The following is a 20,654-nucleotide window of genomic DNA, read 5'->3' as shown; positions in this document are numbered from 1 at the left end:
AGCGGGGCGCGGCCATGAAAGAAACTACTCGAGCTTGATGTTGCCCTTGGCCACGACTTCCTTGGCCCAGTCGTATTGCTGCTTGATTTCCTTGGCGAACTCTTCGGAGGTGTTGCCCGAGGGCGCAGCGCCCTGCTTTTCAAGGGTATCGATGACTTGAGGATCCTTCAGGGCCACCACGGCCGCGTCGCGCAGCTTCTTGATGACTTCAGGAGGAGTGCCGGCGGGCGCCAGCAGGCCATACCAGGCGGGCTGGTTCAGCTGCGGATAGCCTTCTTCGGCCAGCGTCGGGACATCGGGCAGGCTCTTCAGGCGCTCGGGCCAGGCGATGGCCAGCGCACGCAGGTTGCCGGCCTGGATCTGGCCCATGGACGATGGCAGGTTGTCGAACATGCTGTCGATCTGGCCACCGACGGCATCGGTGACGGCGGGACCCGAACCCTTGTAGGGAACGTGGATGGCATCAGTGCCCGTGGCTTGCTTGAAGGCTTCGCCGAACAGGTGGAGCACCGAGCATGTGCCCGAGCTGCCGTGGGTGTACTTGCCGGGATTGTCTTTCAAGGCCTTGACGAATTCCTTGAAGTTCTTCGCCGGGAACTTGGGATTGACCTCGATCACGTTGGGAACGTTCGCGAAATTGGTGACGGGAACGAAGTCCTTCAGGGGATCGTATGGGAGATCATTGGGACGGCAAGCCGAATTGACGGCCATCGTGGATACCGTGGCGATCGAAAGCGTATAGCCATCAGGCTTGGCGCGAGCCGCTTCCGCAGCACCGATGGCGCCGCCGGCGCCGCCCTTGTTCTCGACGACCATCGTCTGGCCGAGTTCCTGCCCCATGCGCTGGGTGACGATGCGGGCGACGATATCGGTTGAGCCGCCCGGGGCAAAAGGTACGATGACCCGGATGGGCTGCGAAGGATAGTCGGCGGCAAGCGCTGCGCCGGATCCAAAGGCAGCGGCCACGCCGGCGGCCAGGGTCAAAGCGGCGAACTTCTTGGTGAGTGTTGCCATGTATGAGTCTCTCCGTAAGAAATCATATGAATCGGAAAACAAGCGAGCGAATTTACGCTAAGCTCCCTTATTAGCGTGGAGGATAACAGCAATGAGCTACCGCTGTCTCGTTACGCGCCTATTACCGATATACTCCTTTTCCCTAGTAAACCCGCCCGTTTTTCCGGTGGGCTTCCCAGCCCCCATGCTTTATGGCCGTCATCCAGCTCGTACTGCCCGACTTTCTCCTCATCACGCTGGGGTGGGTGCTTTTTCATAAGCTTCAGTTCTCGCGCGATTTCTTCCAAGGCGCCGAAAAGCTCGTTTACTTCGTTCTGTTTCCGCCCCTTCTGTTCCAGTCCATCACCCAGACACCCATCAGCATTTCGGGCGCGTACACGCTTTTGCAGGCGGTGGTGGCGCTGACGGCCTTTGGCGTGGCGCTGGCATGGCTTGCGGTCCCGGTGCTGCGGCCCGACCCGGTGGCCCATGCATCGATCGCGCAGTGCGCTTATCGCTTCAATACTTATATCGGCCTGTCCCTCGCCGGCCCGCTGGCGGGCGCGGCGGGCCAAACCGTCATGGCCATACTGGTGGGGTTTGCCGTCCCCATCGTCAATATCGCGGCGGTTCACGGGCTCGCGCGGCAGAACGGCGGCCGCGTATTCGGTGAGATCCTGCGCAATCCCTTCATCATCGCCACCCTGACCGCGCTGGCATTCAACTTTCTTCAGATTCCCATTCCCCAGCCCGTGGACATCACCTTCAAGCGGCTGGGTGCGTGCGCCATTGCCATCGGCCTTCTTTGCGTCGGCGCCACCCTGTCGCTTCAGGCGGGCCGCAACAGCGGCAGGCTCATCAGCTGGATGCTGGCAGTACGCCTGCTGCTCAGCCCCCTTGCCGCACTGTTCATCGGCTGGGCAATGGATTTGAGCCTGGTCGAACGGCAGATGCTGTTGTTATTCAGCGCACTGCCGACCGCTTCCTCGGCCTACGTTCTGGCCGCTCGAATGGGCGGCGATGGGCGGCTGGTCGCGGGAACGATGTCGATCGGCACACTGATTTCCGCAGTCACCATACCTCTGTGGCTGACGCTGGGCCCCACTCCATGACCCATGCCCATGAATGATGATAAGCAAATTTTGAAGACAATTAGAGTGTATTTGCCGGACGAAGATGCCACCAGCGCACTTGCCGCACAGCTTGCCCCCATGCTCTGCGGCGAACGCCCGGCCGCGCCGCCGGGCGGCCGCATCCATTTGCGCGGCGACCTCGGAGCCGGCAAGACCAGCTTCACTCGGGCCTTTTTACGAGCCGCCGGCATTGGTGGTCGCATAAAAAGTCCTAGCTATACTTTGCTTGAAAGCTATAATCTTTCTAACTTATACTTCTATCACCTTGATTTTTATAGATTTAGCAATTCGAATGAATGGGTGGATGCCGGATTTCGAGATATTCTGCAGGAAAATGCGATCGTTTTGATCGAATGGCCGGAACAAGCGGGCAACATGCTTCCTCCTCCCGATCTCGACATTCACCTCGAATATGCCGACGCCGGTCGGCAGGCCAGCCTGACGGCCCATAGCAACAAAGGATTATTATGGCTGACGACACTCGTACTTCCTCCCCAGGCATCTCGCCCACAGGAGCCTCACGACGTCGACTGATTGCGACAGCCGGCACCTTGTTCGTTCTTCCCGTCATTCCCACGGCCGCCCGAGCCGCCACCATCGTGGCGGTGCGCACATGGCCGGCCGACGAATACACGCGCGTCACCCTGGAAATGGACAGCGAGCTGAAAGCCGAACACTTCACGCTCGAGAACCCGGACCGCCTGGTCGTCGACATCGAAGGCCTGACGATCAACACCACCATACGCGACATCATTTCCAAGGTCCGGCCGAACGATCCCTACATCGACTCGGTGCGCGTGGCGCAGAACCGGCCCGACGTCGTCCGCCTGGTCATGGACCTCAAGCAGCCCATTGCGCCGCAAGTCTTCACGCTCAAGCCGATAGGCGAATACAAATATCGCCTGGTGCTGGATTTGTATCCCAAGATCGCGCAGGACCCGCTGATGGCCATCATGGACAGCGCCGACACCGACCCTCTGGCCGAGGTCCTCGAAGACCTCGCGCGCAATGATCCCCTGCCGGATGCGCCCGTGCCTTCGGTACCGGGCCAGACGCTGCCGCCGGTTGCGCGCAAGCCCAAGCCGCCTGCGCCGGCTCCGAAACCCGCCGAGCCGCCGCCAAGGCGCCAGTCGATATTGATCGCACTGGACCCTGGCCACGGCGGTGAGGATCCGGGCGCAATCGGCCGAAACGGCACGCGGGAGAAAGATATCGTGCTGAGCATTGCGAAGCGCCTGAAGAAGCTGATCGATGCACAGCCCGGCATGCGCGCCTATCTGACACGCGACAACGATTACTTCGTGCCGCTACACGTGCGTGTTCAGAAAGCCCGCCGGGTCAAGGCGGATCTGTTCATTTCCATCCACGCCGATGCGTGGATCAAGCCTTCGGCGCGAGGATCTTCGGTGTTCGCGCTGTCGCAGAACGGCGCGACGAGCGCGGCCGCCCGCTGGATGGCCCAGCGCGAGAACGATGCCGACCTGATCGGCGGCGTGAACCTGGGCTCCCACAACAAACAGGTCGCCCAGGTCCTGCTCGACCTGTCCACCGCGGCTCAAATCAACGACTCGGTACGCGTTGGCGGAAACGTGCTGGGGGAAATCGGCAAAATCAATCGTCTGCACAAGAAAACCGTGGAGCGCGCGGGCTTCGCCGTATTGAAAGCGCCGGACATCCCTTCCATCCTGGTGGAAACCGCCTTCATCAGCAACCCGGAAGAAGAGCGCCTGCTGCGCAGTCCTTCACACCAGGACAAGATCGCCAAAGCCATGCTGGCCGGCGTCAGCGACTACTTCGCGGCACGCCCGGCGATGGCCCGCCGCGCCTAGGGTCAGCGCCGCCTACTTTTTTAGCGTCAACAGGCCCCAGGCCTGTTGACGCTAAAATCGGCATGGTCGACGTTACCACTTTGTCCCAAGGAAATGACTGCCGTAATGCCGGAACGCCGTTCCATCGCCCCTCTTCCGGACCTGCTCATCAGCCAGATCGCCGCCGGCGAGGTGATCGAACGGCCCGCCTCCGTCCTGAAAGAACTCCTCGAGAATTCGCTGGATGCGGGCGCGCGCGCCATCGAAGTCCGCCTGGACGGCGGCGGCATCAGGCGTATCGCGGTGATCGACGATGGCTGCGGCATCCCTCAAAATGAGCTTCGCCTGGCGCTCATGCGTCATGCCACCAGCAAGATATCCACGCTGAACGAACTGGAGTCAGTCGGCTCCATGGGATTCCGGGGCGAAGCCCTGGCCTCGATCGCGTCGGTCGCCCGCGTTACCCTGACATCGCGCACCACGGACAGTCCGCATGCCTGGCAGATCTCCAATCATCATGAAACCCCGCAAGCCGCGGCGGGCGGACAAGGGACGACCATAGACGTGCGGCAGCTGTTCGACGATATTCCGGCCCGCCGCAAGTTCCTGAAGGCCGAAGCCACGGAATACGGCCACTGCGTGGATGCGCTGGAACGCATTGCGCTGGCCCATCCTCAAGTGGCTTTCCGCCTGTTCCACAACGACAAGGCGCAACGCAACTGGCGATCGACAGACGCCCTGCAGCGCGTGCGCGACATTCTGGGCGCCGAGTTCATCGAGCAAGGGCTGGAGATCTGGCAGGAGCAAGGCCTGATCTCGCTCAAAGGCATTGCCACCCGACCCACTTTCGCCCGCAGCCGGGCAGACCGCCAGTTCCTGTACGTGAATGGGCGCTATGTCAGGGACCGCAGCGTGTCGCATGCCATCCGCCAGGCCTACGCGGACGTCCTGCATGGCGACCGGCAACCCGCGTTCGTGCTGTTCCTGGAGGTCGATCCCGCCGGCGTCGACGTCAATGTGCATCCCGCCAAGCACGAGGTCCGATTCCGCGATAGCGGTGCCATACACCGTTTCGTGAGCCAGACGCTGGGCAACGCTCTGGCCACCGCAGGCGGACATGCCGCCGCCGCCCCGTCCGAATCCCTCACGGAGCCCGGCATGCACCCGTCCGCGTATCAAGCGCCCTGGCAAGATGGCGAGACAGCAACGGTATCCGGCCCGCTGCCCGGACGGCAGCCTTCCAGCTATCCGAGCGGGTTTTCCTCGCAGCAGTCCTTTCGCTTGAACGAACAAAGCTCGCCGGGCGCCATGAACTGGCAATCTTTCTACCGGCCGCTCGATGCGCCGCCAGACACGGCGCCCGCGCGCACCGCCCTTCCCGACGACGAATTCCCCTTGGGCATGGCCCTGGGCCAGCTGCACGGCATCTACATCCTGGCACAGAACCGGTCTGGCATGGTCCTGGTCGACATGCACGCAGCGCATGAGCGCGTCGTGTACGAACAGCTCAAGATCGCCATGGACGCTCAGAACCTTCCCAGACAAGAGCTCCTGGTTCCCGTCGTGTTCAATGTCGGCGAAAAAGACCTGGCCTTGGTCGAGGAGCACGCCGGCACCTTGAATGAACTGGGCCTGGACCTGCGTCCCGCCGGACCGGCCTCGCTGGCCGTGCGCGCGGTTCCCGCCCTGCTGGCCAACGGCGATATCGAATCGCTCGCGCGCGGCGTCCTGCGCGACCTGGGCAGTGTCGGCGTATCGCCGCGCCTGACCGAGCAGCGCAATGAGTTGCTTTCCACCATGGCCTGCCACGGTTCCGTGCGCGCCAATCGCCGCCTGAGCCTGGACGAAATGAATGCACTGCTGCGCCGGATGGAGCAGACGGAGCGGGCGGACCAATGCAATCATGGCCGTCCGACCTGGGTGCAGTGGCCATTAAGAGATCTGGACAAACTCTTCATGCGTGGCCAATGAGCGCTCCCGTCATCTGCCTGGCCGGCCCCACCGCTGCGGGGAAAAGCGCCACGACGCTTGCCATCGCGCAACGCTGGCCGATTGAGATCATTGCGATGGACTCCGCCACCATCTATCGCGGCATGGACATCGGCACCGCCAAGCCGTCGTCCGAAGAACGGGCACTGGTTCCCCATCATCTTCTGGATATCCGGGACCCTGCAGAGAGCTACTCGGCGGCCGATTTCCATGTGGACGCCACCCGTCTGATTCAAGACATCCGCTCCCGGGGCAAGCTGCCGCTGCTGTCGGGCGGCACCATGCTGTACTACAAGGCGCTGCGCGAAGGCCTGAATGCCCTTCCGCCCGCTGATCCGGCAATACGCATGCAGATCGATCAGGAAGCCGCACAGATCGGTTGGCCCGGACTGCATCGCCAACTGGCCGGCTACGACCCCGAAACCGCTCGGCGGCTGGCTCCCAATGACAGCCAGCGGCTTCAGCGCGCCATCGAGATCTACCGCAGCAGTGGGCGCAGCATGTCCTCCTGGCTGCAAGATGCGCCGGCGCGCCGGGATGACACCTTGTCGTTCGTGACCGTCAGCCTGGAGCCTTCCGATCGCCTCGCGCTGCATGCGCGCATTGCATTGCGCTATCGCCGCATGATCGAAGATGGCTTGCTTGACGAAGTCAGGGCACTGCATGACAGAGGCGATCTGCATGTGGGCCTGCCTTCCATTCGCTGTGTGGGATACCGGCAACTGTGGGACCACCTGGAAGGAAGGATCAGCCTGGAGCAGGCGATCGAGCAGGCGACGGCGGCCACGCGCCAGCTGGCCAAACGCCAGCTGACCTGGCTGCGCTCGCAGCCTGAACGCGAAGTGGTGGACTGCCTGTCTGGAACAGCTGCCGAAGAGGTGCTGCGCAGGGTTGCCGAGCATTGGGGTCAGACCCCATACGGGGTCTGACCCCCCTCTATTTGGATCAGACGACGATGGTTTGAGGCGCCTCCGGGCCTTCCTGCTCGATGATCTCGCCCAGGCGGCTGACCTGCTCGCCTTGGGCCGCGAGCGTGGCGGCAATGGCGTCCGCCTGTTCGGCGGGGACGACGATCACCATGCCGATGCCGCAATTGAATACGCGATGCATTTCGGAATCGGCCACGCCGCCGTTCTGCTGCAGCCAGGAGAACAGTTCCGGCAGGGCCCAGGCATCGCGATGCAGGCGCGCCGCCAGTCCCGTCTGAAGAATGCGCGGCACATTGTCCAGCAGGCCCCCGCCCGTGATGTGCGCGAGCCCCTTGATGGCGGTGCCATGCTGATGCAATGCCGCGAGCACGGATTTGACGTAGATGCGGGTCGGCTCCATGACGACGTCTTCGAGGGGGCGCCCGCCCAGGTCCTGGCCCGGCCGCGCATTGGCGTGCGTCAGGATCTTGCGCAGGAGCGAAAAGCCGTTGGAATGGGCGCCGCTGGATGCCAGGCCGAGCACGGCGTCGCCCGCCTGTATGCTCTTGCCGTCTATGATGCGCGACTTCTCGACCGCCCCGACGGCAAAACCCGCCAGATCGTATTCGCCATCGGGATACATGCCGGGCATTTCGGCGGTTTCGCCGCCGATCAGGGCGCAGCCTGCCAGTTCACAACCCTTGGCGATGCCGCCCACCACGCTGGCGGCGGTATCGACGGACAGCTTGCCGCAGGCGAAATAATCCAGGAAATACAGCGGTTCGGCGCCTTGGACCAGGATGTCATTGACGCTCATGGCCACGAGGTCGATGCCCACGGTATCGTGGCGATTCCATTCGAAAGCCAAGCGCAGCTTGGTGCCCACGCCATCGGTTCCCGAGACCAGCACGGGCTCCTTCAGATGCGGCGGCACTTCGAACAAGGCGCCGAAACCGCCGATGCCCGCCATGACTCCGGCCCTCATGGTCCTGGCCGCCAGCGGCTTGATGCGATCGACAAGCGCTTCGCCGGCATCGATATCGACGCCCGCATCACGGTAGGTCAGGGAAGCGGAATGTTTATTAATCATGAGAAATGCCGTGGGATATGTAAGAATTGCATGTTGAATTAAATACCAAGCATGATTTTACGATGAACGCGGTCCTGCATGTCTTTGTGCCGGGCACCGGGCATCCGGCCGGCCGATCCGCCGACCGAACCAAACATCCATGACACAGCAACTGATATTAGACCTTTTGCCGCCCTCTCCGCCATCGCTCGATAATTTCGTGACGGGCGGCAATCAGGAAGCGCTGGATGCCCTTCGCCATTGGCGTCCGGGCAGGGCCATTTACCTGTGGGGCGCGCCCGGCGTCGGCCGCAGCCATCTTTTGCGCGCCGTGTCCGGCACTGACCAAGCTTTTTATTTCAGCACATCGGAGTCCGCACAAGCCCTCAAGGACATTGCCACCGCCGACACGCCTCCCTACAGGCTCGTCGCCATCGATGATGTCCAGTTGCTGAACGCGGACGGACAGGCGGCGCTTTTCACCCTGTACAATCGCTGGCGCGAAGTAGCCTCTACCGAGCAAGGCTTTGCCCTGATTCTCGCGGGCGACCGGGCACCGCTGGCCATGCCGCTGCGCGAAGACTTGCGCACACGCCTGGGATGGGACCTGGTATTCCGCCTGGACCCTCTGTCCGACGACGACCGCGCCCACGCGCTCAGAAAGCGCGCCGGCGACCGGGGGCTGGAGCTCTCGCCGGAAGTCATCAATTGGGTGCTGACGCATTATGCGCGGGACATGAGCCGCCTGAGCGCCCTGGTGGATGCCCTCGATCGGTATTCGCTGGAAAAACACCGCGCCATCACGCTGCCTCTCTTGAAAGACCTGCTGGCCTCCAGCCAGCCCAACACAGAACGACAAACCGATTTATGACTTCTTCGAAACGCCTGGCCTTATTCGACCTCGACCATACGCTATTGCCCTTGGACAGCGACTATCAATGGGCCGACTATCTGGCTCGAACCGGCCGCGCGGGCGATCCCGCCGAGGCCCAGCGGCGCAACGAAGACCTGATGCTGCGCTATAACGCCGGCCAGTTGACCGCCGAACAATCGGCTGAATTCATGCTTGGCCTGCTGACCCGCACCGACCTGCCTGAACTGGCTCGCTGGCACGAAGAATTCATGGCCGAGATCATCCGCCCGGCCATCCTGCCCACGGCAACCGCGCTGGTGCAGGAACACGTGGCGCAAGGCGACCTGTGCGCCATCGTCACCGCGACCAATGAATTCGTCACCACCCCCATCGCGCGGGCCTTCGGCATACCCAACCTGATCGCCACGATCCCGGAAATGCTCGACGGCCGCTACACGGGGCGCATCCAGGGGGTGCCCAGCTTCCAGGCAGGCAAGATCACGCGCGTCAACGAGTGGCTGGCGGGCATGGGCCTGAACCTGGATGATTTCTCCTGCACCTACTTCTACAGCGACTCGCCCAACGATCTGCCGCTGCTCGAAGTCGTGAGCCACCCTGTCGCCACCAATCCCAGCGAAACCCTGCGCCAGCTGGCGCAACAGCGCGGCTGGAAAATCCTCGATCTATTCAAGGACATGCAGGACGCAAAGTCATAAAATACCGCTCATGCTGAAAGAAACAATAAAAAACTTTGTCTCGCGCCTGTTTTCCACGCCGGCGCGCGGGCCCGAGCGCCTGTCGCGCGACAAGCATGGCATCGACCGCCGCCTGGTTTCGCGCCACGCGATCAAGGTCTGCGAGGTGCTGCGCCACGAAGGCTATGAAGCCTACATCGTCGGCGGCGCTGTCCGCGACCTCATCGTCGGACTGGAGCCCAAGGATTTCGACGTTGCCACCAATGCGACCCCGAACCAGATACGGCCCCTTTTTCGCCGGGCCCGCATCATCGGCAGGCGTTTCCAACTGGTGCACGTGGTCTTCGGCCAGGAAATCATCGAGACCTCCACCTTTCGCGCCAACGCGGCGGCCGACGAAGATACCGACGAGCACGGCCGCATTCTGCGCGACAATCTCTTCGGCACCCAGGAAGAAGACGCGGCACGCCGCGACTTCACTCTGAACGCCCTGTACTACGATCCCATCAACGAAGAAGTCATCGACTACCACCGGGGCGTCGCCGACCTGAAGAAGCGCGTGGTGCGCATGATCGGCGACCCGGAAAAGCGCTATCGGGAAGATCCGGTGCGCATGCTGCGCGCCATTCGCTTTGCCGCCAAGCTGAACGCCACACTCGACCCCGGTACGGCGGAACCGATTGCGCGCCTGGGCTATCTCATCGAAAACGTTCCCGCTTCGCGCCTGTTCGATGAAATCCTGAAGCTGCTCACTTGCGGCCACGCCATGGATTGCCTGCGCCAGCTGCGGTCCGCCGGCCTGCACCAAGGGCTGCTGCCGCTCATCGACCTCATCTTCGAAGAAGAAGGCGGCGAGCAGTTCGTCGATCTCGCGCTGGCACGGACCGACGCCCGCGTACGGGCCGGCAAGACCATCAGTCCCAGCTTCCTGTTCGCCGCCCTGCTCTGGAAACTGGTCAAGAAACGTTGGCAGGCGCTCATTGAAGGCGGCGAGCATGCCGCGCAGGCTCTCATGCTCGCCGCCGACTCCGTCGTCGACGAGCAAACCCGAAAGCTCGCCATACAGCGACGCTTCCAGGCCGACATGCGCGAAATCTGGTTCATGCAGGCGCGCTTCGACCACGTCAATGCCCGCGCCATCTGGCGCATGCTGGAGCAGCCCCGGTTCCGGGCCGCAGTGGATTTCCTGCAGTTGCGCGCCGAAGCGAAGGAAGTGGACAGCGTTCAGGCGCAATGGTGGATGGACCTGGCCAACTCCGAAGACGCCGTCCGGGCGGAAATGATCGAGAGCTTCCAGGCCGAGCAACGCAGCAAGCCCTCGACCGGCAAACGCCGGCGCGGTCCGCGCAAGCGCGCGGCGCGCAAAAGCGCGCCAACGGCCTCCGGTACTTGATGGCTCATGCCGCGCCCTGGGCCAGTTAACGCTGAAAGGCAGGCGGCGCAGACGCACGGAGAACGCATGATCCTGACATACATCGGCATGGGCGCGAATCTAGGCGATGCGCGCACCACGCTGTTGACGGCGGCGCGTGAACTCTCGGCACTGCCCGAGGTCGCCTCGCTGGTCCTGTCGCGCTTCTATCGCAGCGCGCCTGTCGATTCCAGCGGCCCGGATTACGTCAATGCCGTCGCAGCGATCCAGACGTCGCTGGATGCCCATGCCCTGCTGGACAGGCTTCAAGCGATCGAGAACCGCCATGGCCGCCTTCGGCCTTACCGCAATGCGCCGCGCACGCTGGATCTCGATCTGTTGCTGTACGGCGCGGAGGCCATCGCCGATTCCCGCCTTACCGTACCCCATCCGCGCATGCACCTGCGCGCCTTCGTCCTGCGGCCATTGGCCGATTTGGCACCCGACATGCAATTGCCGCAAGGCGGCTTGCCGCAGCTGATCAAGGCCTGTGCCGATCAGGCGCTTCAGGTGCTACCCGACTGAACTCCTGCCGCCAGAATGCGCCGTGCACGTTCGATGACCGGCGCATCCACCATCTTGCCATCCAGCTGGAAGGCAAACGAACCTGTCTCATCCGCCACGGCGACCACCCGTTTCGCCCATGCCTGCTCGCTTTCCGGCGGCGAAAACGCGCGAACGATGATGGGCACCTGTGCCGGATGGATGCACAGCATGCCGCCGAAACCCATTTGCGCGACTTGCGTTGCGATGCGCTCCAGGCCTTCGCGATCCGAGAAGTTGGGATAGACGCCGTCCAGCGGCGCAGCCAGACCGCTTGCCGCGCTATGCAGCAGTATCTGGCAACGGATGTGGTCGAGCAGCAATTGCGCGCCTGCGGTGTCCGGCGCCGTGCCGGTTTCCAGCATCAGGTCCAGGCTGCCGAATGAGAGCCTTTCCACGGCTGGCGACGCGGCCAATGCCGCCAGCGCCAGCACGCCGGCCGCGCTTTCAACGATCGGAATGACGGGCTTGCCCGCCGCCGCGGCGCGAGCCACCTGGGCGGCCGACTCGGCCTTGGGCAGCACAACCGCTGACAGCGACGGGCACTGGCGGCAAAGTTCGATGTCCGCGTCGAACCATTCGGATCCCGCCCCGTTGACGCGCAACATGAAAGCGGTATCGGGATTGCCGCGCGCGAACTCCAGCACATGCGTTCGGGCCTGCGCTTTCAGGCTGGTTTCGACCGCGTCCTCGAGATCGATGATGATGGCGTCGGCGCCCGCCGCCATCGCCTTTGAAAAACGCTCGGGACGGCTTGCCGGAACGAACAGCGCCGCGCGTATGGATCTGTATCCCATTAGATGACTCCCTGCTCGGAAAGCGCCTGGACCTGCCCGGTGGAATAACCGAGCTCGGCCAGGATAGCGCCGGTATTTTCGCCAAGCGCGGGAATCCTGTCCATGCGCGCCTCGAAGGCGGAGCTGCTTCCTGGTGGAATCAAGGCGGGCAGCGGGCCCACCGGACTTTCCACCTGCCGCCAACGGCCACGCTGGGCCAACTGCGGATGGCGCCAGACATCATGCATGGTATTGACGCTCGCATTGGCGATCTGCGCCTGTTCGAGCCGCTCGATGACTTGATGGCGGGAAAGGGACGCGAATGCGGTCACGATCAGGGCACGCAGGCTGGCCTGGTTGGCGACGCGCGATGAATTGCTGCTGTACCGGCTGTCGTCCGCAAGTTCCGGCTGCCTCAGCACGAGGCGGCAAAACGCCGCCCATTCTCGTTCATTCTGCAGGCCCAGCATGATCTCCGTCCCGTCTCCGACTGGAAATGGCCCATAGGGGTAGATGGTGGCGTGCGAAGCGCCGGCGCGTGGCGGCGGCGGCGCATCGTCGAATGCGTAATACATGGGAAAGCCCATCCACTCCACCATGCTTTCCAGCATGGAGACGTCCAGCCGGCTGCCGCGTCCGGTGCGCTCGCGCAGCAGAAGCGCGGACAGGATGCTGCTGTATGCGTACATGCCGGCCGAAATGTCCGAGACGGAGCAGCCTGCTTTGGCGGGGCTGTCGGGCGTACCGGTGACCGACAGGAAGCCGCTTTCGCTCTGGATGAGCAGATCGTACGCCTTCTTGTCCTGATAGTCGCCCCCTTCTCCATAGCCGGATATATCGCAGACGATCAGACGGGGATTCAGCTCCTGCAGCGACTCGAACGACAGACCCAGCCGTACCGCGGCGCCCGGCGCCAGGTTCTGGACGAGGACATCGGCTTTGCCCAGCAAGCGACGCAAGATGGCGCCGGCCTCGGGCTGCTTCAAATCGAGCGCGAGGCTTTCTTTGGAGCGATTGGTCCAGACAAAATGCGAAGACATGCCATTGACGCGCTCGTCGTAGCCCCGTGCGAAGTCGCCGACGCCCGGCCGCTCGACCTTGATGACGCGAGCGCCCATGTCCGCCAGTTGACGCGTGCAGAACGGCGCGGCAATCGCATGCTCCAGGCTGACGACCGTGATGCCGTCGAGCGGCCTGGGGGCAGCTGCGCAGCCCTGCGCTTGCGGGATATCCTGGCTCATGGATGGAACCTCAGTTCGGATTGATGGGCCACCATGCCGTCCTGCTGGGCCCAGAGGCTGGCGGAACCGGCGCCGGTCAGTGCGCCTTCCACCCGGAAGTCCTTGGGCGAGATCAGGGGCCTGAGCCCGCGATAGGAAAAAGCGGCAACCTGTTTTTCAGGATGCGCCCGGGTGAACGCCTGGCATTGCAGGGTGGCGATCATGGGCCCGTGCACGACCAGGCCGGGATAGCCTTCCTTGTGCATGGCGTAGTCTTGATCGTAGTGGATGCGATGCCCGTTGAAGGTTACCGCGGAATACCGGAACAGCATGACGGGTTCCGGATGCACGAGTTCGGACCACTGCGCCTCCGGCGCCGGCACCGTGCCTTGCAGTTTGGGAGGAGCCGGCTCGCGATAGACGATGTCCTGTTCTTCGGAAATGCAAAGCATGTCTTGCTGGAAATACTCGTGCTTGACCGTCACGAACAGCAGCTTGCCGCTGCGGCCGTCCTTCTCCTTGATCGCCGCAATGCTGGACTCCCGGCTCGCCCGGATGCCCACGCGCAAGGGCGTCAGAAATTCCAGCCGGCCACCGGCCCACATGCGGTTCCGGTCATCCGCGGGCGGCAGAAACCCGCCCCGCCTGGGGTGCCCGTCTTCGCCAATTTCCCCGTATGGCACCCCATTGACGAACAGCGCCCAATGCCACAATAAAGGCAGCGGCTCGCCGGCCGAGGGGCATGGCGCGTCCAGCGCCAAGGCGACTTTCCTTATATGGCCGGAATCGACGTTGTCGTCACAGCGATCCGTACGGCCCACCCATGCATCGAGCTCATGCTGCGTCATGTGCATCCTCCAAAGCGAATTGACAGAGCCATAGCTTGAACGCTGCGGCCCATTTTGGGAATTCGTTTTTGGATAAGACGGAATTCAGCTCAGGCTAACAGGCCGTGCTCGGCCTGGGGTCAAACCCCGTAGAGCCAGGGTCAGACCCCGTACGGGGTCTGACCCTACAAAGGATTCCGGACCGAAACGGCATGGGGTCAGACCCCATGCGGGGTCTGACCCCGATCATTCCAGACCGAGCCGCCTAGGGGTCAGACCCCGCATGGGGTCTGACCCCCCATCCTCTTCAGACCGGAACCAAAGGGATCTCGGCAATGCGGCTGCGCCATTCGCGCGGGCCGGTTTCATGCACGGAAACGCCCTGCGAATCCACCGCCACGGTCACGGGCATGTCCTTGACATCGAACTCGTAGATGGCTTCCATGCCCAGGTCCTCGAAGCCCACGACCTTCGCCGCGCGGATCGCCTTGGACACCAGGTAGGCGGAGCCGCCCACTGCCATCAGATAGGCGGATCCATGCTCGCGGATCGCCTCGATCGCCACCGGCCCGCGTTCGGACTTGCCGATCATGGAGATCAAACCTGTCTTTTCGAGCATCATGCCGGTGAACTTGTCCATGCGCGTGGCCGTGGTGGGACCTGCCGGCCCGACGACCTCGTCGCGCACCGGATCGACCGGGCCGACGTAATAGATGACGCGGTTGGTGAAATCGACCGGCAGCGGCTCGCCACGTTCGAGCATGTCCTGTATGCGCTTGTGCGCCGCGTCGCGGCCGGTGAGCATCTTGCCGGACAGCAGCAGCGTCTGCCCGGGTTTCCAGCTGGCCACTTGTTCTTTGGTCAAGGTGTTGAGGTCGACCTGCAAGGACTTGTTGTAATCGGGTGCCCAATGGACATCGGGCCAATTGGACAAGGAAGGAGGCGTGAGTACCGCCGGGCCTGATCCGTCCAGCGTGAAATGCGCGTGGCGGGTGGCGGCACAGTTCGGAATCATGGCCACGGGCTTGGATGCCGCGTGCGTGGGGAAGGTGTTGATCTTGACGTCCAGCACGGTGGTCAGGCCGCCCAGGCCCTGCGCGCCGATGCCCAGCGCATTCACTTTCTCGTAGAGCTCGATGCGCAGTTCCTCAAGCTTGTTCTGCGGCCCGCGCTGCAGGAGCTCGTACATGTCGATGTCTTCCATGAGGGCCTCTTTGGCCATCAGCATGGCTTTTTCGGCCGTGCCGCCAACACCTATGCCCAGCATGCCTGGCGGGCACCAGCCGGCGCCCATCTGGGGAACGGTTTTCAGTACCCAGTCCACCAGCGAGTCGCTGGGATTGAGCATGACGAACTTGGATTTGTTTTCGGAGCCCCCGCCCTTGGCCGCGATCTGAACGTCGACCTTGTCGCCCTGGACAAGCTCGACGTTGACAATACAGGGCGTGTTGTCGCGCGTGTTCTTGCGCGTGAACAGAGGATCTGTGAGGATGGACGCGCGCAAAGGGTTGTCGGGATTCAGATAGCCCTGACGAACGCCCTCGTCACAGAGCTCTTGCATGCTGCGCTTGGTGTCGAAGCGCACATCCATGCCGATCTTCAGGAACACGTTGACCACGCCGGTATCCTGGCAGATGGGGCGGCGCCCTTCGGCGCACATACGTGAATTGGTCAGGATCTGGGCGATGGCGTCTTTGGCCGCAGGGCTCTGCTCACGCTCGTAGGCGCGCGCCAGATGCTGGATGTAGTCGGCGGGATGGTAGTAGCTGATGAACTGCACGCCGTCTGCGATGGACTGGATGAAGTCGCTTTCTTTGATGGTGATGGTCATGTGTAAGGCTCAATCGTAAAAATGGCGAGCCAGCAGGCCCGCCGGTTTCCTCGCGAGGACGCGGCTCTTTATTTACCGCGCCAGACTGGCTTGCGCTTTTCGGCGAAAGCCGTCGCGCCCTCTTTGGCGTCCGCCGAAGCGAATATGTGGGCGACCCGGGGACGCTGTAAATCGAACATGTCTGCCTGGCGCCAATCCCGGGATTCGGTAACGATTTTCTTGGCGGTCTGGACTGCCAGGGGGCCGTTGCCGGCGACGATGCGCGCGAGTTCGAGCGCGACCTCGAGCGCTTGGCCGGGCTCGACCAGACGATTGACCAGGCCGTAGCCGTGCATGCGCGCCGCAGGCAGCATTTCGCCGGTCAGCACGGCTTCCATGGCGATGTGATAGGGAATGCGGCTGGGCAGGCGCATCATGCCGCCGGCGCCGGCGACAATGCCGCGCTTCACTTCAGGCAAGCCGAAATTCGCATTGTTGGCCGCGACGATCATGTCGCAGGACAGCGCCATTTCGAATCCTCCCGCCAGGGCGTAGCCCTCGACGGCGGCGATGACGGGTTTGCGGGGCGGCCGCTCGCACAGGCCCGCGAAGCCGCGGCCTTCGACCAAGGGGCGCTGGCCGCTCTGGGCAAAGGCCTTGAGGTCCATGCCGGATGAAAACGTGCCTTCTGCGCCGGTCAGAATGCCGATGACGACGTCCTCGTTGGCATCCATCTGATCCAGAACGGCTGCGAGCTCTTGCGCCGTTTCGTAATTGATGGCATTCCGCGCTTGCGGGCGATTGATCGTGATGATCTGAATGCGATCGATGATTTCAACTTTCACCAACTCGGACATGAAACTATCCCCATAGAATTTCGCGCCCGGACAGGCGCTCTGTTTAGTAGATAACCCAACATCATACGGCCAATTACCCGACGCTTCGGGCAGGCATGGCACAGCGACGCGACGGAACCAGTTAAAATTGAAAAATTTTGCGGCTCATTGATTTACTCACCATCGCTCATGCTCACTTTTCAGCAAATCATTTTAACGCTACAGCAGTACTGGGACGGCCAGGGTTGCGCGCTACTGCAACCCTACGACATGGAAGTCGGCGCCGGCACTTCGCATACGGCAACCTTTCTGCGTTCCATCGGGCCCGAGCCATGGCGAGCCGCCTACGTACAGCCTTCGCGGCGCCCCAAGGACGGCCGCTACGGCGAAAATCCCAACCGGCTCCAGCATTATTACCAATACCAGGTCGTGCTCAAGCCGGCGCCGCCTGAAATCATCGACCTCTACATCGGCTCGCTCAAGGCGCTCGGCATCAATCCCGACGAACACGACATCCGTTTCGTGGAAGACGACTGGGAAAACCCCACCCTGGGCGCCTGGGGTCTGGGCTGGGAAGTCTGGCTGAACGGCATGGAAGTCACGCAATTCACCTACTTCCAGCAGGTCGGCGGCCTGGATTGCAACCCCACCACCGGCGAAATCACCTACGGGCTGGAACGGCTGGCCATGTATCTGCAAGGCGTCGAGAGCGTATACGATCTCGTCTGGACGGAATCCGCGAACGGCCGCAAAATCTACTATCGCGACGTCTTCCACCAGAACGAAGTCGAGCAATCCACCTATAACTTCGAGCACGCCTCGACGCAGATGCTGTTCGCGCACTTCAACGACTACGAAGCCGAGGCAAAGCGGCTGATCGACGTCCCCCTTGCCTTGCCCGCCTACGAGGCCACACTGAAAGCCGCCCATACCTTCAACATGCTGGACGCGCGCGGCGCCATCAGCGTCACCGAAAGGGCAACCTATATCGGCCGCATCCGCAACCTGTCGCGCGCTGTTGCCCAGGCTTATTTTGAATCACGCGAGAAACTAGGATTTCCCATGCTCGTCAACGCCGCCGGAACGGAGGCCGCTTAATGAACTCCGCTACCGTGACGACCAAACCGCTGCTCATCGAACTGTTCACCGAAGAACTGCCGCCCAAGGCGCTGCAGAAACTCGGCCATGCCTTCGCCGAAGGCGTGCGCAAAGTCCTTGCACAACATCAACTGCTGTCGCAGGCATGCGTCGTGACCGATTTCGCGACGCCGCGCCGCCTGGCGGTGAATCTTTCAGCGGTGCTGGAACAGGCGCCCGAACAGAGCTATACCGAAAAACTCATGCCGGCCAAGATAGGCCTGGCCGAAAACGGCGACATCAGCCCCGCGCTGGCCAAGAAGCTTGCCGCCAAGGGGCTGGGGCACCTCACGCCCGCCGACCTGATCACCGAATCGGACGGCAAGCAGGACTATCTCTATGCCAAAGGCACCACGCGCGGCATGGCGCTCGCGCCGGGCGTTCAGGAAGCGCTCGACCATGCGCTCAACAACCTGCCCATACCGAAAGTGATGCGCTATCAACTTGCCGATGGCGTCAGCAGCGTGAAGTTCGTGCGCCCCGCCCACCTGCTGGTTGCGCTGTGGGGCGAAGACATCGTACCGGTACACGCGCTGGGCCTGGACGCCGGCCGCAAGACCATGGGCCACCGCTTCATGGCCAAGGAAGCGCTTTCCATCGCATCGCCGGACACCTACGAAGCACAGCTTGGCAACGAGGGGAAGGTCGTCGCGTCCTTTACCAGGCGCCGTGCCATGATCCTGGAACAATTGCACGCGCAGGCGCAGGCTTTGCAGGCCACCATAGGCAACGGACCGGAAGTCGATGCGCTGCTGGACGAGGTCACCGCTCTGGTCGAGCACCCCACCGTTTACGTGGGCCAGTTTGAAGAACAGTTTCTCGGCGTGCCGCCGGAATGCCTGATCCTGACCATGCGTTTGAATCAGAAGTATTTCCCGCTGTTCGAGCCGGCCACCGGCAAGCTTACGCACCGCTTCCTTATCGTCAGCAACATGCAGGTCGATGACCCCACGAATATCATCGAGGGCAATCAGCGTGTCGTGCGGCCGCGCCTGGCAGACGCGCAATTCTTCTTCGAGACCGACCGCAAGACACCGCTGGCGGAGCGCGTGCAAAGCCTTTCCACCAGCGTCTACCACAACAAGCTGGGTTCCCAGCTCGAGCGCGTCGAACGGATACGGAAAATCGCCCGGCACATCGCCACCCAACTGGGCGCCGACGCCGACCATGCGGACCGCGCGGCGCTGCTCGCCAAGGCCGACCTGAACTCCAACATGGTTGCCGAATTCCCCGAGCTGCAGGGCATCATGGGCGCTTATTACGCGCAAGCCGACCAGGAGGCCGCCGACGTCGTCCTGGCCATCCGGAACCAATACCGCATCCGCCTCGACACGCCCGTCACCAGCGACACCCTCGTCTCCACGGTCCTCTTCATGGCCGAGCGCCTGGAAACACTGACCGGCATATGGGGCATCGGCTTGATCCCCACCGGCGAACGCGACCCCTATGGTCTGCGCCGTGCGTCGCTGGGCTTGATCAGCGCCTACGAGCAACTCGAAGCAGGTGGCTACCTGAAGGTCAACGATGGCAATAGCCTGCGCTTGTCCGACCTGCTGGACTTCGCCGCCTCCACCTTCCGGCCGGATGCGCTGAGCGCCGGCACGCCGGCCGAAGTCGGCGCCTTCGTCTACGAGCGCTATCGCAACCAACTGGGCGGCGAATTCGATCGGAACGTGGTGGATGCCGTGCTGGCGCTCGAACCGGCGCTGCACCAGGTACATGCCCGCATCCAGGCCTGCGCGCAGTTTGCCCGGCTTCCCGAAGCGGACAGCCTTGCGGCCGCCAACAAGCGTATTTCGAACCTGCTCAAGAAGGCCGACGACACCATAGGCGCCATCGATGCCGCCAATCTGGTCGAGCCGGCGGAACGCGCGCTGGCCGACGTCGTGGCCAGCCTGGCGCCGCAAGCCCGGGCACAGCTGGATAACGGCGACTTCACGGCTGCCCTCGCCACCGTGGCGCAAGCCAAAGACGCGGTGGACGGCTTCTTCAACGACGTCATGGTCATGGCCGAGGATCCCAAGCTGCGCGCCAACCGCCTTGCGCTGCTGAACGAACTTCATCAGGTCATGAATCAGGTCGCCGACATTTCGAGACTGGCACAGTGAAGCTCGCCATCCTCGACCGCGACGGCGTCATCAACCAGGACAGCGCCGCCTTCATCAAGCATCCCGACGAATGGATCGCCCTGCCGGGCAGCCTGGAAGCCATCGCGCGACTGTCGCGCTCGGGATGGCGGGTCGTCATCGCCAGCAATCAATCTGGCGTCGCCCGCGGCCTGTTCAGCATGGATACGCTCAACGGCATCCATGCCAAGCTGCGCCGGGAAGTCGCCCATGCCGGCGGCGCCATAGACGCCATCTTCGTCTGCCCGCACGGCCCCGACGACGGATGCGCCTGCCGCAAGCCAAATCCGGGGCTCTTCCACGACATCGGCCGCCGCTACGACGTCGATCTGCAAGGCGTTCCGGCAGCGGGAGACTCTTTGCGCGACTTGCAGGCCGCTTCGGCCGCAGGCTGTACGCCTTGGCTCGTCCTGACGGGCAACGGCATGAAAACCCGCGAGAAAGCCGGCCTTCCCCCCGGAACGCGCGTGGTGGACGATTTGTCGGCAGCCGTCGACGCCTGGCTTTCGGAGGACTGAAT

At 62.9% G+C, this 20,654-nt stretch carries 19 protein-coding genes; 12 read left to right on the top strand and 7 right to left on the bottom strand.

Features of this window, described 5'->3' with window-relative positions; translation table 11 throughout:
* Positions 1 to 24: 24 nt before the first annotated feature.
* Entirely contained in the window at positions 25 to 1,014 is a 990-nt protein-coding gene (locus ACSBPU_RS05470; protein ID WP_180067658.1) for a tripartite tricarboxylate transporter substrate-binding protein, read from the bottom strand.
* A gap of 191 nt (positions 1,015 to 1,205) precedes the next feature.
* On the opposite strand from ACSBPU_RS05470, the gene ACSBPU_RS05465 reads away from it, so the two are divergent.
* The 5 genes from ACSBPU_RS05465 to miaA all read left to right on the top strand — a co-directional run bounded on the left by ACSBPU_RS05465 (position 1,206) and on the right by miaA (position 6,852).
* Positions 1,206 to 2,105 (top strand): AEC family transporter, encoded by a 900-nt coding sequence (locus ACSBPU_RS05465; RefSeq protein ID WP_442596265.1) that lies wholly within the window; start codon positions 1,206 to 1,208, stop codon positions 2,103 to 2,105.
* A gap of 9 nt (positions 2,106 to 2,114) precedes the next feature.
* Complete coding sequence (tsaE, locus tag ACSBPU_RS05460) at positions 2,115 to 2,660, top strand: tRNA (adenosine(37)-N6)-threonylcarbamoyltransferase complex ATPase subunit type 1 TsaE (RefSeq protein WP_442596263.1); 546 nt, start codon at positions 2,115 to 2,117, stop codon at positions 2,658 to 2,660.
* On the top strand, positions 2,591 to 3,955 hold the full coding sequence (locus ACSBPU_RS05455) for an N-acetylmuramoyl-L-alanine amidase (RefSeq protein ID WP_442598248.1): 1,365 nt from the start codon (positions 2,591 to 2,593) through the stop codon (positions 3,953 to 3,955). Before tsaE ends, ACSBPU_RS05455 begins: the two co-directional genes overlap by 70 nt.
* A 105-nt stretch (positions 3,956 to 4,060) precedes the next feature.
* The gene (mutL, locus tag ACSBPU_RS05450; RefSeq protein ID WP_442596261.1) at positions 4,061 to 5,905 is read left to right on the top strand and encodes a DNA mismatch repair endonuclease MutL; all 1,845 of its coding nucleotides are present in this window, start codon (positions 4,061 to 4,063) and stop codon (positions 5,903 to 5,905) included.
* Positions 5,902 to 6,852, top strand: coding sequence for a tRNA (adenosine(37)-N6)-dimethylallyltransferase MiaA (miaA, locus tag ACSBPU_RS05445; RefSeq protein ID WP_442596259.1), 951 nt, complete (start codon positions 5,902 to 5,904; stop codon positions 6,850 to 6,852). The genes mutL and miaA overlap by 4 nt, the downstream gene beginning before the upstream one ends.
* A 16-nt stretch (positions 6,853 to 6,868) precedes the next feature.
* On the opposite strand, the gene purM is transcribed toward miaA, so the two are convergent.
* Positions 6,869 to 7,921, bottom strand: coding sequence for a phosphoribosylformylglycinamidine cyclo-ligase (purM, locus tag ACSBPU_RS05440; RefSeq protein WP_442596257.1), 1,053 nt, complete (start codon positions 7,919 to 7,921; stop codon positions 6,869 to 6,871).
* A 139-nt stretch (positions 7,922 to 8,060) separates the two neighbouring features.
* Here purM and hda point away from each other — a divergent pair, with 139 nt between their 5' ends.
* From hda to folK, 4 genes are all read left to right on the top strand, one after another.
* Positions 8,061 to 8,771 carry a DnaA regulatory inactivator Hda gene (gene hda / locus ACSBPU_RS05435; RefSeq protein WP_442596255.1) on the top strand — a complete coding sequence of 237 codons (711 nt, stop codon included), beginning with the start codon at positions 8,061 to 8,063 and terminating at the stop codon, positions 8,769 to 8,771.
* Positions 8,768 to 9,469 (top strand): HAD family hydrolase, encoded by a 702-nt coding sequence (locus ACSBPU_RS05430; RefSeq protein ID WP_442596253.1) that lies wholly within the window; start codon positions 8,768 to 8,770, stop codon positions 9,467 to 9,469. The genes hda and ACSBPU_RS05430 overlap by 4 nt, the downstream gene beginning before the upstream one ends.
* 10 nt (positions 9,470 to 9,479) lie before the next feature.
* Positions 9,480 to 10,841: a polynucleotide adenylyltransferase PcnB gene (gene pcnB, locus ACSBPU_RS05425; protein ID WP_442596251.1), complete on the top strand. Its 1,362-nt coding sequence runs from the start codon at positions 9,480 to 9,482 to the stop codon at positions 10,839 to 10,841.
* 66 nt (positions 10,842 to 10,907) lie between these two features.
* Positions 10,908 to 11,384, top strand: coding sequence for a 2-amino-4-hydroxy-6-hydroxymethyldihydropteridine diphosphokinase (gene folK / locus ACSBPU_RS05420; RefSeq protein WP_442596249.1), 477 nt, complete (start codon positions 10,908 to 10,910; stop codon positions 11,382 to 11,384).
* Here the strand turns inward: folK and ACSBPU_RS05415 are convergent.
* The 5 genes from ACSBPU_RS05415 to ACSBPU_RS05395 all read right to left on the bottom strand — a co-directional run bounded on the left by ACSBPU_RS05415 (position 11,366) and on the right by ACSBPU_RS05395 (position 16,892).
* The gene (locus ACSBPU_RS05415; RefSeq protein ID WP_442596247.1) at positions 11,366 to 12,199 is read right to left on the bottom strand and encodes an HpcH/HpaI aldolase/citrate lyase family protein; all 834 of its coding nucleotides are present in this window, start codon (positions 12,197 to 12,199) and stop codon (positions 11,366 to 11,368) included. The genes folK and ACSBPU_RS05415 overlap by 19 nt on opposite strands.
* Positions 12,199 to 13,419, bottom strand: a complete 1,221-nt coding sequence (locus ACSBPU_RS05410; protein ID WP_442596245.1) for a CaiB/BaiF CoA transferase family protein — start codon at positions 13,417 to 13,419, stop codon at positions 12,199 to 12,201. Before ACSBPU_RS05410 ends, ACSBPU_RS05415 begins: the two co-directional genes overlap by 1 nt.
* The gene (locus tag ACSBPU_RS05405) at positions 13,416 to 14,246 is read right to left on the bottom strand and encodes an FAS1-like dehydratase domain-containing protein (protein WP_442596243.1); all 831 of its coding nucleotides are present in this window, start codon (positions 14,244 to 14,246) and stop codon (positions 13,416 to 13,418) included. The genes ACSBPU_RS05410 and ACSBPU_RS05405 overlap by 4 nt, the downstream gene beginning before the upstream one ends.
* A gap of 286 nt (positions 14,247 to 14,532) precedes the next feature.
* The gene (locus ACSBPU_RS05400; protein ID WP_442596241.1) at positions 14,533 to 16,056 is read right to left on the bottom strand and encodes a fumarate hydratase; all 1,524 of its coding nucleotides are present in this window, start codon (positions 16,054 to 16,056) and stop codon (positions 14,533 to 14,535) included.
* A gap of 68 nt (positions 16,057 to 16,124) precedes the next feature.
* Positions 16,125 to 16,892 carry a crotonase/enoyl-CoA hydratase family protein gene (locus tag ACSBPU_RS05395; RefSeq protein WP_442596239.1) on the bottom strand — a complete coding sequence of 256 codons (768 nt, stop codon included), beginning with the start codon at positions 16,890 to 16,892 and terminating at the stop codon, positions 16,125 to 16,127.
* 168 nt (positions 16,893 to 17,060) lie between these two features.
* On the opposite strand from ACSBPU_RS05395, the gene glyQ reads away from it, so the two are divergent.
* The 3 genes from glyQ to gmhB are packed head-to-tail and all read left to right on the top strand — an operon-like array spanning position 17,061 to position 20,652.
* Positions 17,061 to 17,969 carry a glycine--tRNA ligase subunit alpha gene (gene glyQ / locus ACSBPU_RS05390; protein ID WP_180067642.1) on the top strand — a complete coding sequence of 303 codons (909 nt, stop codon included), beginning with the start codon at positions 17,061 to 17,063 and terminating at the stop codon, positions 17,967 to 17,969.
* Positions 17,969 to 20,116 (top strand): glycine--tRNA ligase subunit beta, encoded by a 2,148-nt coding sequence (gene glyS, locus ACSBPU_RS05385; protein WP_442596237.1) that lies wholly within the window; start codon positions 17,969 to 17,971, stop codon positions 20,114 to 20,116. The genes glyQ and glyS overlap by 1 nt, the downstream gene beginning before the upstream one ends.
* Positions 20,113 to 20,652 (top strand): D-glycero-beta-D-manno-heptose 1,7-bisphosphate 7-phosphatase, encoded by a 540-nt coding sequence (gene gmhB, locus ACSBPU_RS05380; protein ID WP_442596235.1) that lies wholly within the window; start codon positions 20,113 to 20,115, stop codon positions 20,650 to 20,652. The genes glyS and gmhB overlap by 4 nt, the downstream gene beginning before the upstream one ends.
* Positions 20,653 to 20,654 lie beyond the last annotated feature (2 nt).

Origin of the sequence: Parapusillimonas sp. JC17 (genome assembly GCF_052180245.1) — a bacterium.
In the GTDB taxonomy this organism is placed as follows: domain Bacteria; phylum Pseudomonadota; class Gammaproteobacteria; order Burkholderiales; family Burkholderiaceae_B; genus Parapusillimonas.
Note: the sequence above shows the minus strand (reverse complement) of the source record. Positions and strands in the feature narration are given on the sequence as shown.

Bases quoted from the DNA above. Each gene is read 5' to 3' on its own strand.
- ACSBPU_RS05470 (WP_180067658.1), bottom strand. From the start codon at position 1,014: ATGGCAACACTCACCAAGAAGTTCGCCGCTTTGACCCTGGCCGCCGGC.
- ACSBPU_RS05465 (WP_442596265.1), top strand. From the start codon at position 1,206: ATGGCCGTCATCCAGCTCGTACTGCCCGACTTTCTCCTCATCACGCTG.
- tsaE (WP_442596263.1), top strand. From the start codon at position 2,115: ATGAATGATGATAAGCAAATTTTGAAGACAATTAGAGTGTATTTGCCG.
- mutL (WP_442596261.1), top strand. From the start codon at position 4,061: ATGCCGGAACGCCGTTCCATCGCCCCTCTTCCGGACCTGCTCATCAGC.
- miaA (WP_442596259.1), top strand. From the start codon at position 5,902: ATGAGCGCTCCCGTCATCTGCCTGGCCGGCCCCACCGCTGCGGGGAAA.
- purM (WP_442596257.1), bottom strand. From the start codon at position 7,921: ATGATTAATAAACATTCCGCTTCCCTGACCTACCGTGATGCGGGCGTC.
- hda (WP_442596255.1), top strand. From the start codon at position 8,061: ATGACACAGCAACTGATATTAGACCTTTTGCCGCCCTCTCCGCCATCG.
- ACSBPU_RS05430 (WP_442596253.1), top strand. From the start codon at position 8,768: ATGACTTCTTCGAAACGCCTGGCCTTATTCGACCTCGACCATACGCTA.
- pcnB (WP_442596251.1), top strand. From the start codon at position 9,480: ATGCTGAAAGAAACAATAAAAAACTTTGTCTCGCGCCTGTTTTCCACG.
- folK (WP_442596249.1), top strand. From the start codon at position 10,908: ATGATCCTGACATACATCGGCATGGGCGCGAATCTAGGCGATGCGCGC.
- ACSBPU_RS05415 (WP_442596247.1), bottom strand. From the start codon at position 12,199: ATGGGATACAGATCCATACGCGCGGCGCTGTTCGTTCCGGCAAGCCGT.
- ACSBPU_RS05410 (WP_442596245.1), bottom strand. From the start codon at position 13,419: ATGAGCCAGGATATCCCGCAAGCGCAGGGCTGCGCAGCTGCCCCCAGG.
- ACSBPU_RS05405 (WP_442596243.1), bottom strand. From the start codon at position 14,246: ATGACGCAGCATGAGCTCGATGCATGGGTGGGCCGTACGGATCGCTGT.
- ACSBPU_RS05400 (WP_442596241.1), bottom strand. From the start codon at position 16,056: ATGACCATCACCATCAAAGAAAGCGACTTCATCCAGTCCATCGCAGAC.
- ACSBPU_RS05395 (WP_442596239.1), bottom strand. From the start codon at position 16,892: ATGTCCGAGTTGGTGAAAGTTGAAATCATCGATCGCATTCAGATCATC.
- glyQ (WP_180067642.1), top strand. From the start codon at position 17,061: ATGCTCACTTTTCAGCAAATCATTTTAACGCTACAGCAGTACTGGGAC.
- glyS (WP_442596237.1), top strand. From the start codon at position 17,969: ATGAACTCCGCTACCGTGACGACCAAACCGCTGCTCATCGAACTGTTC.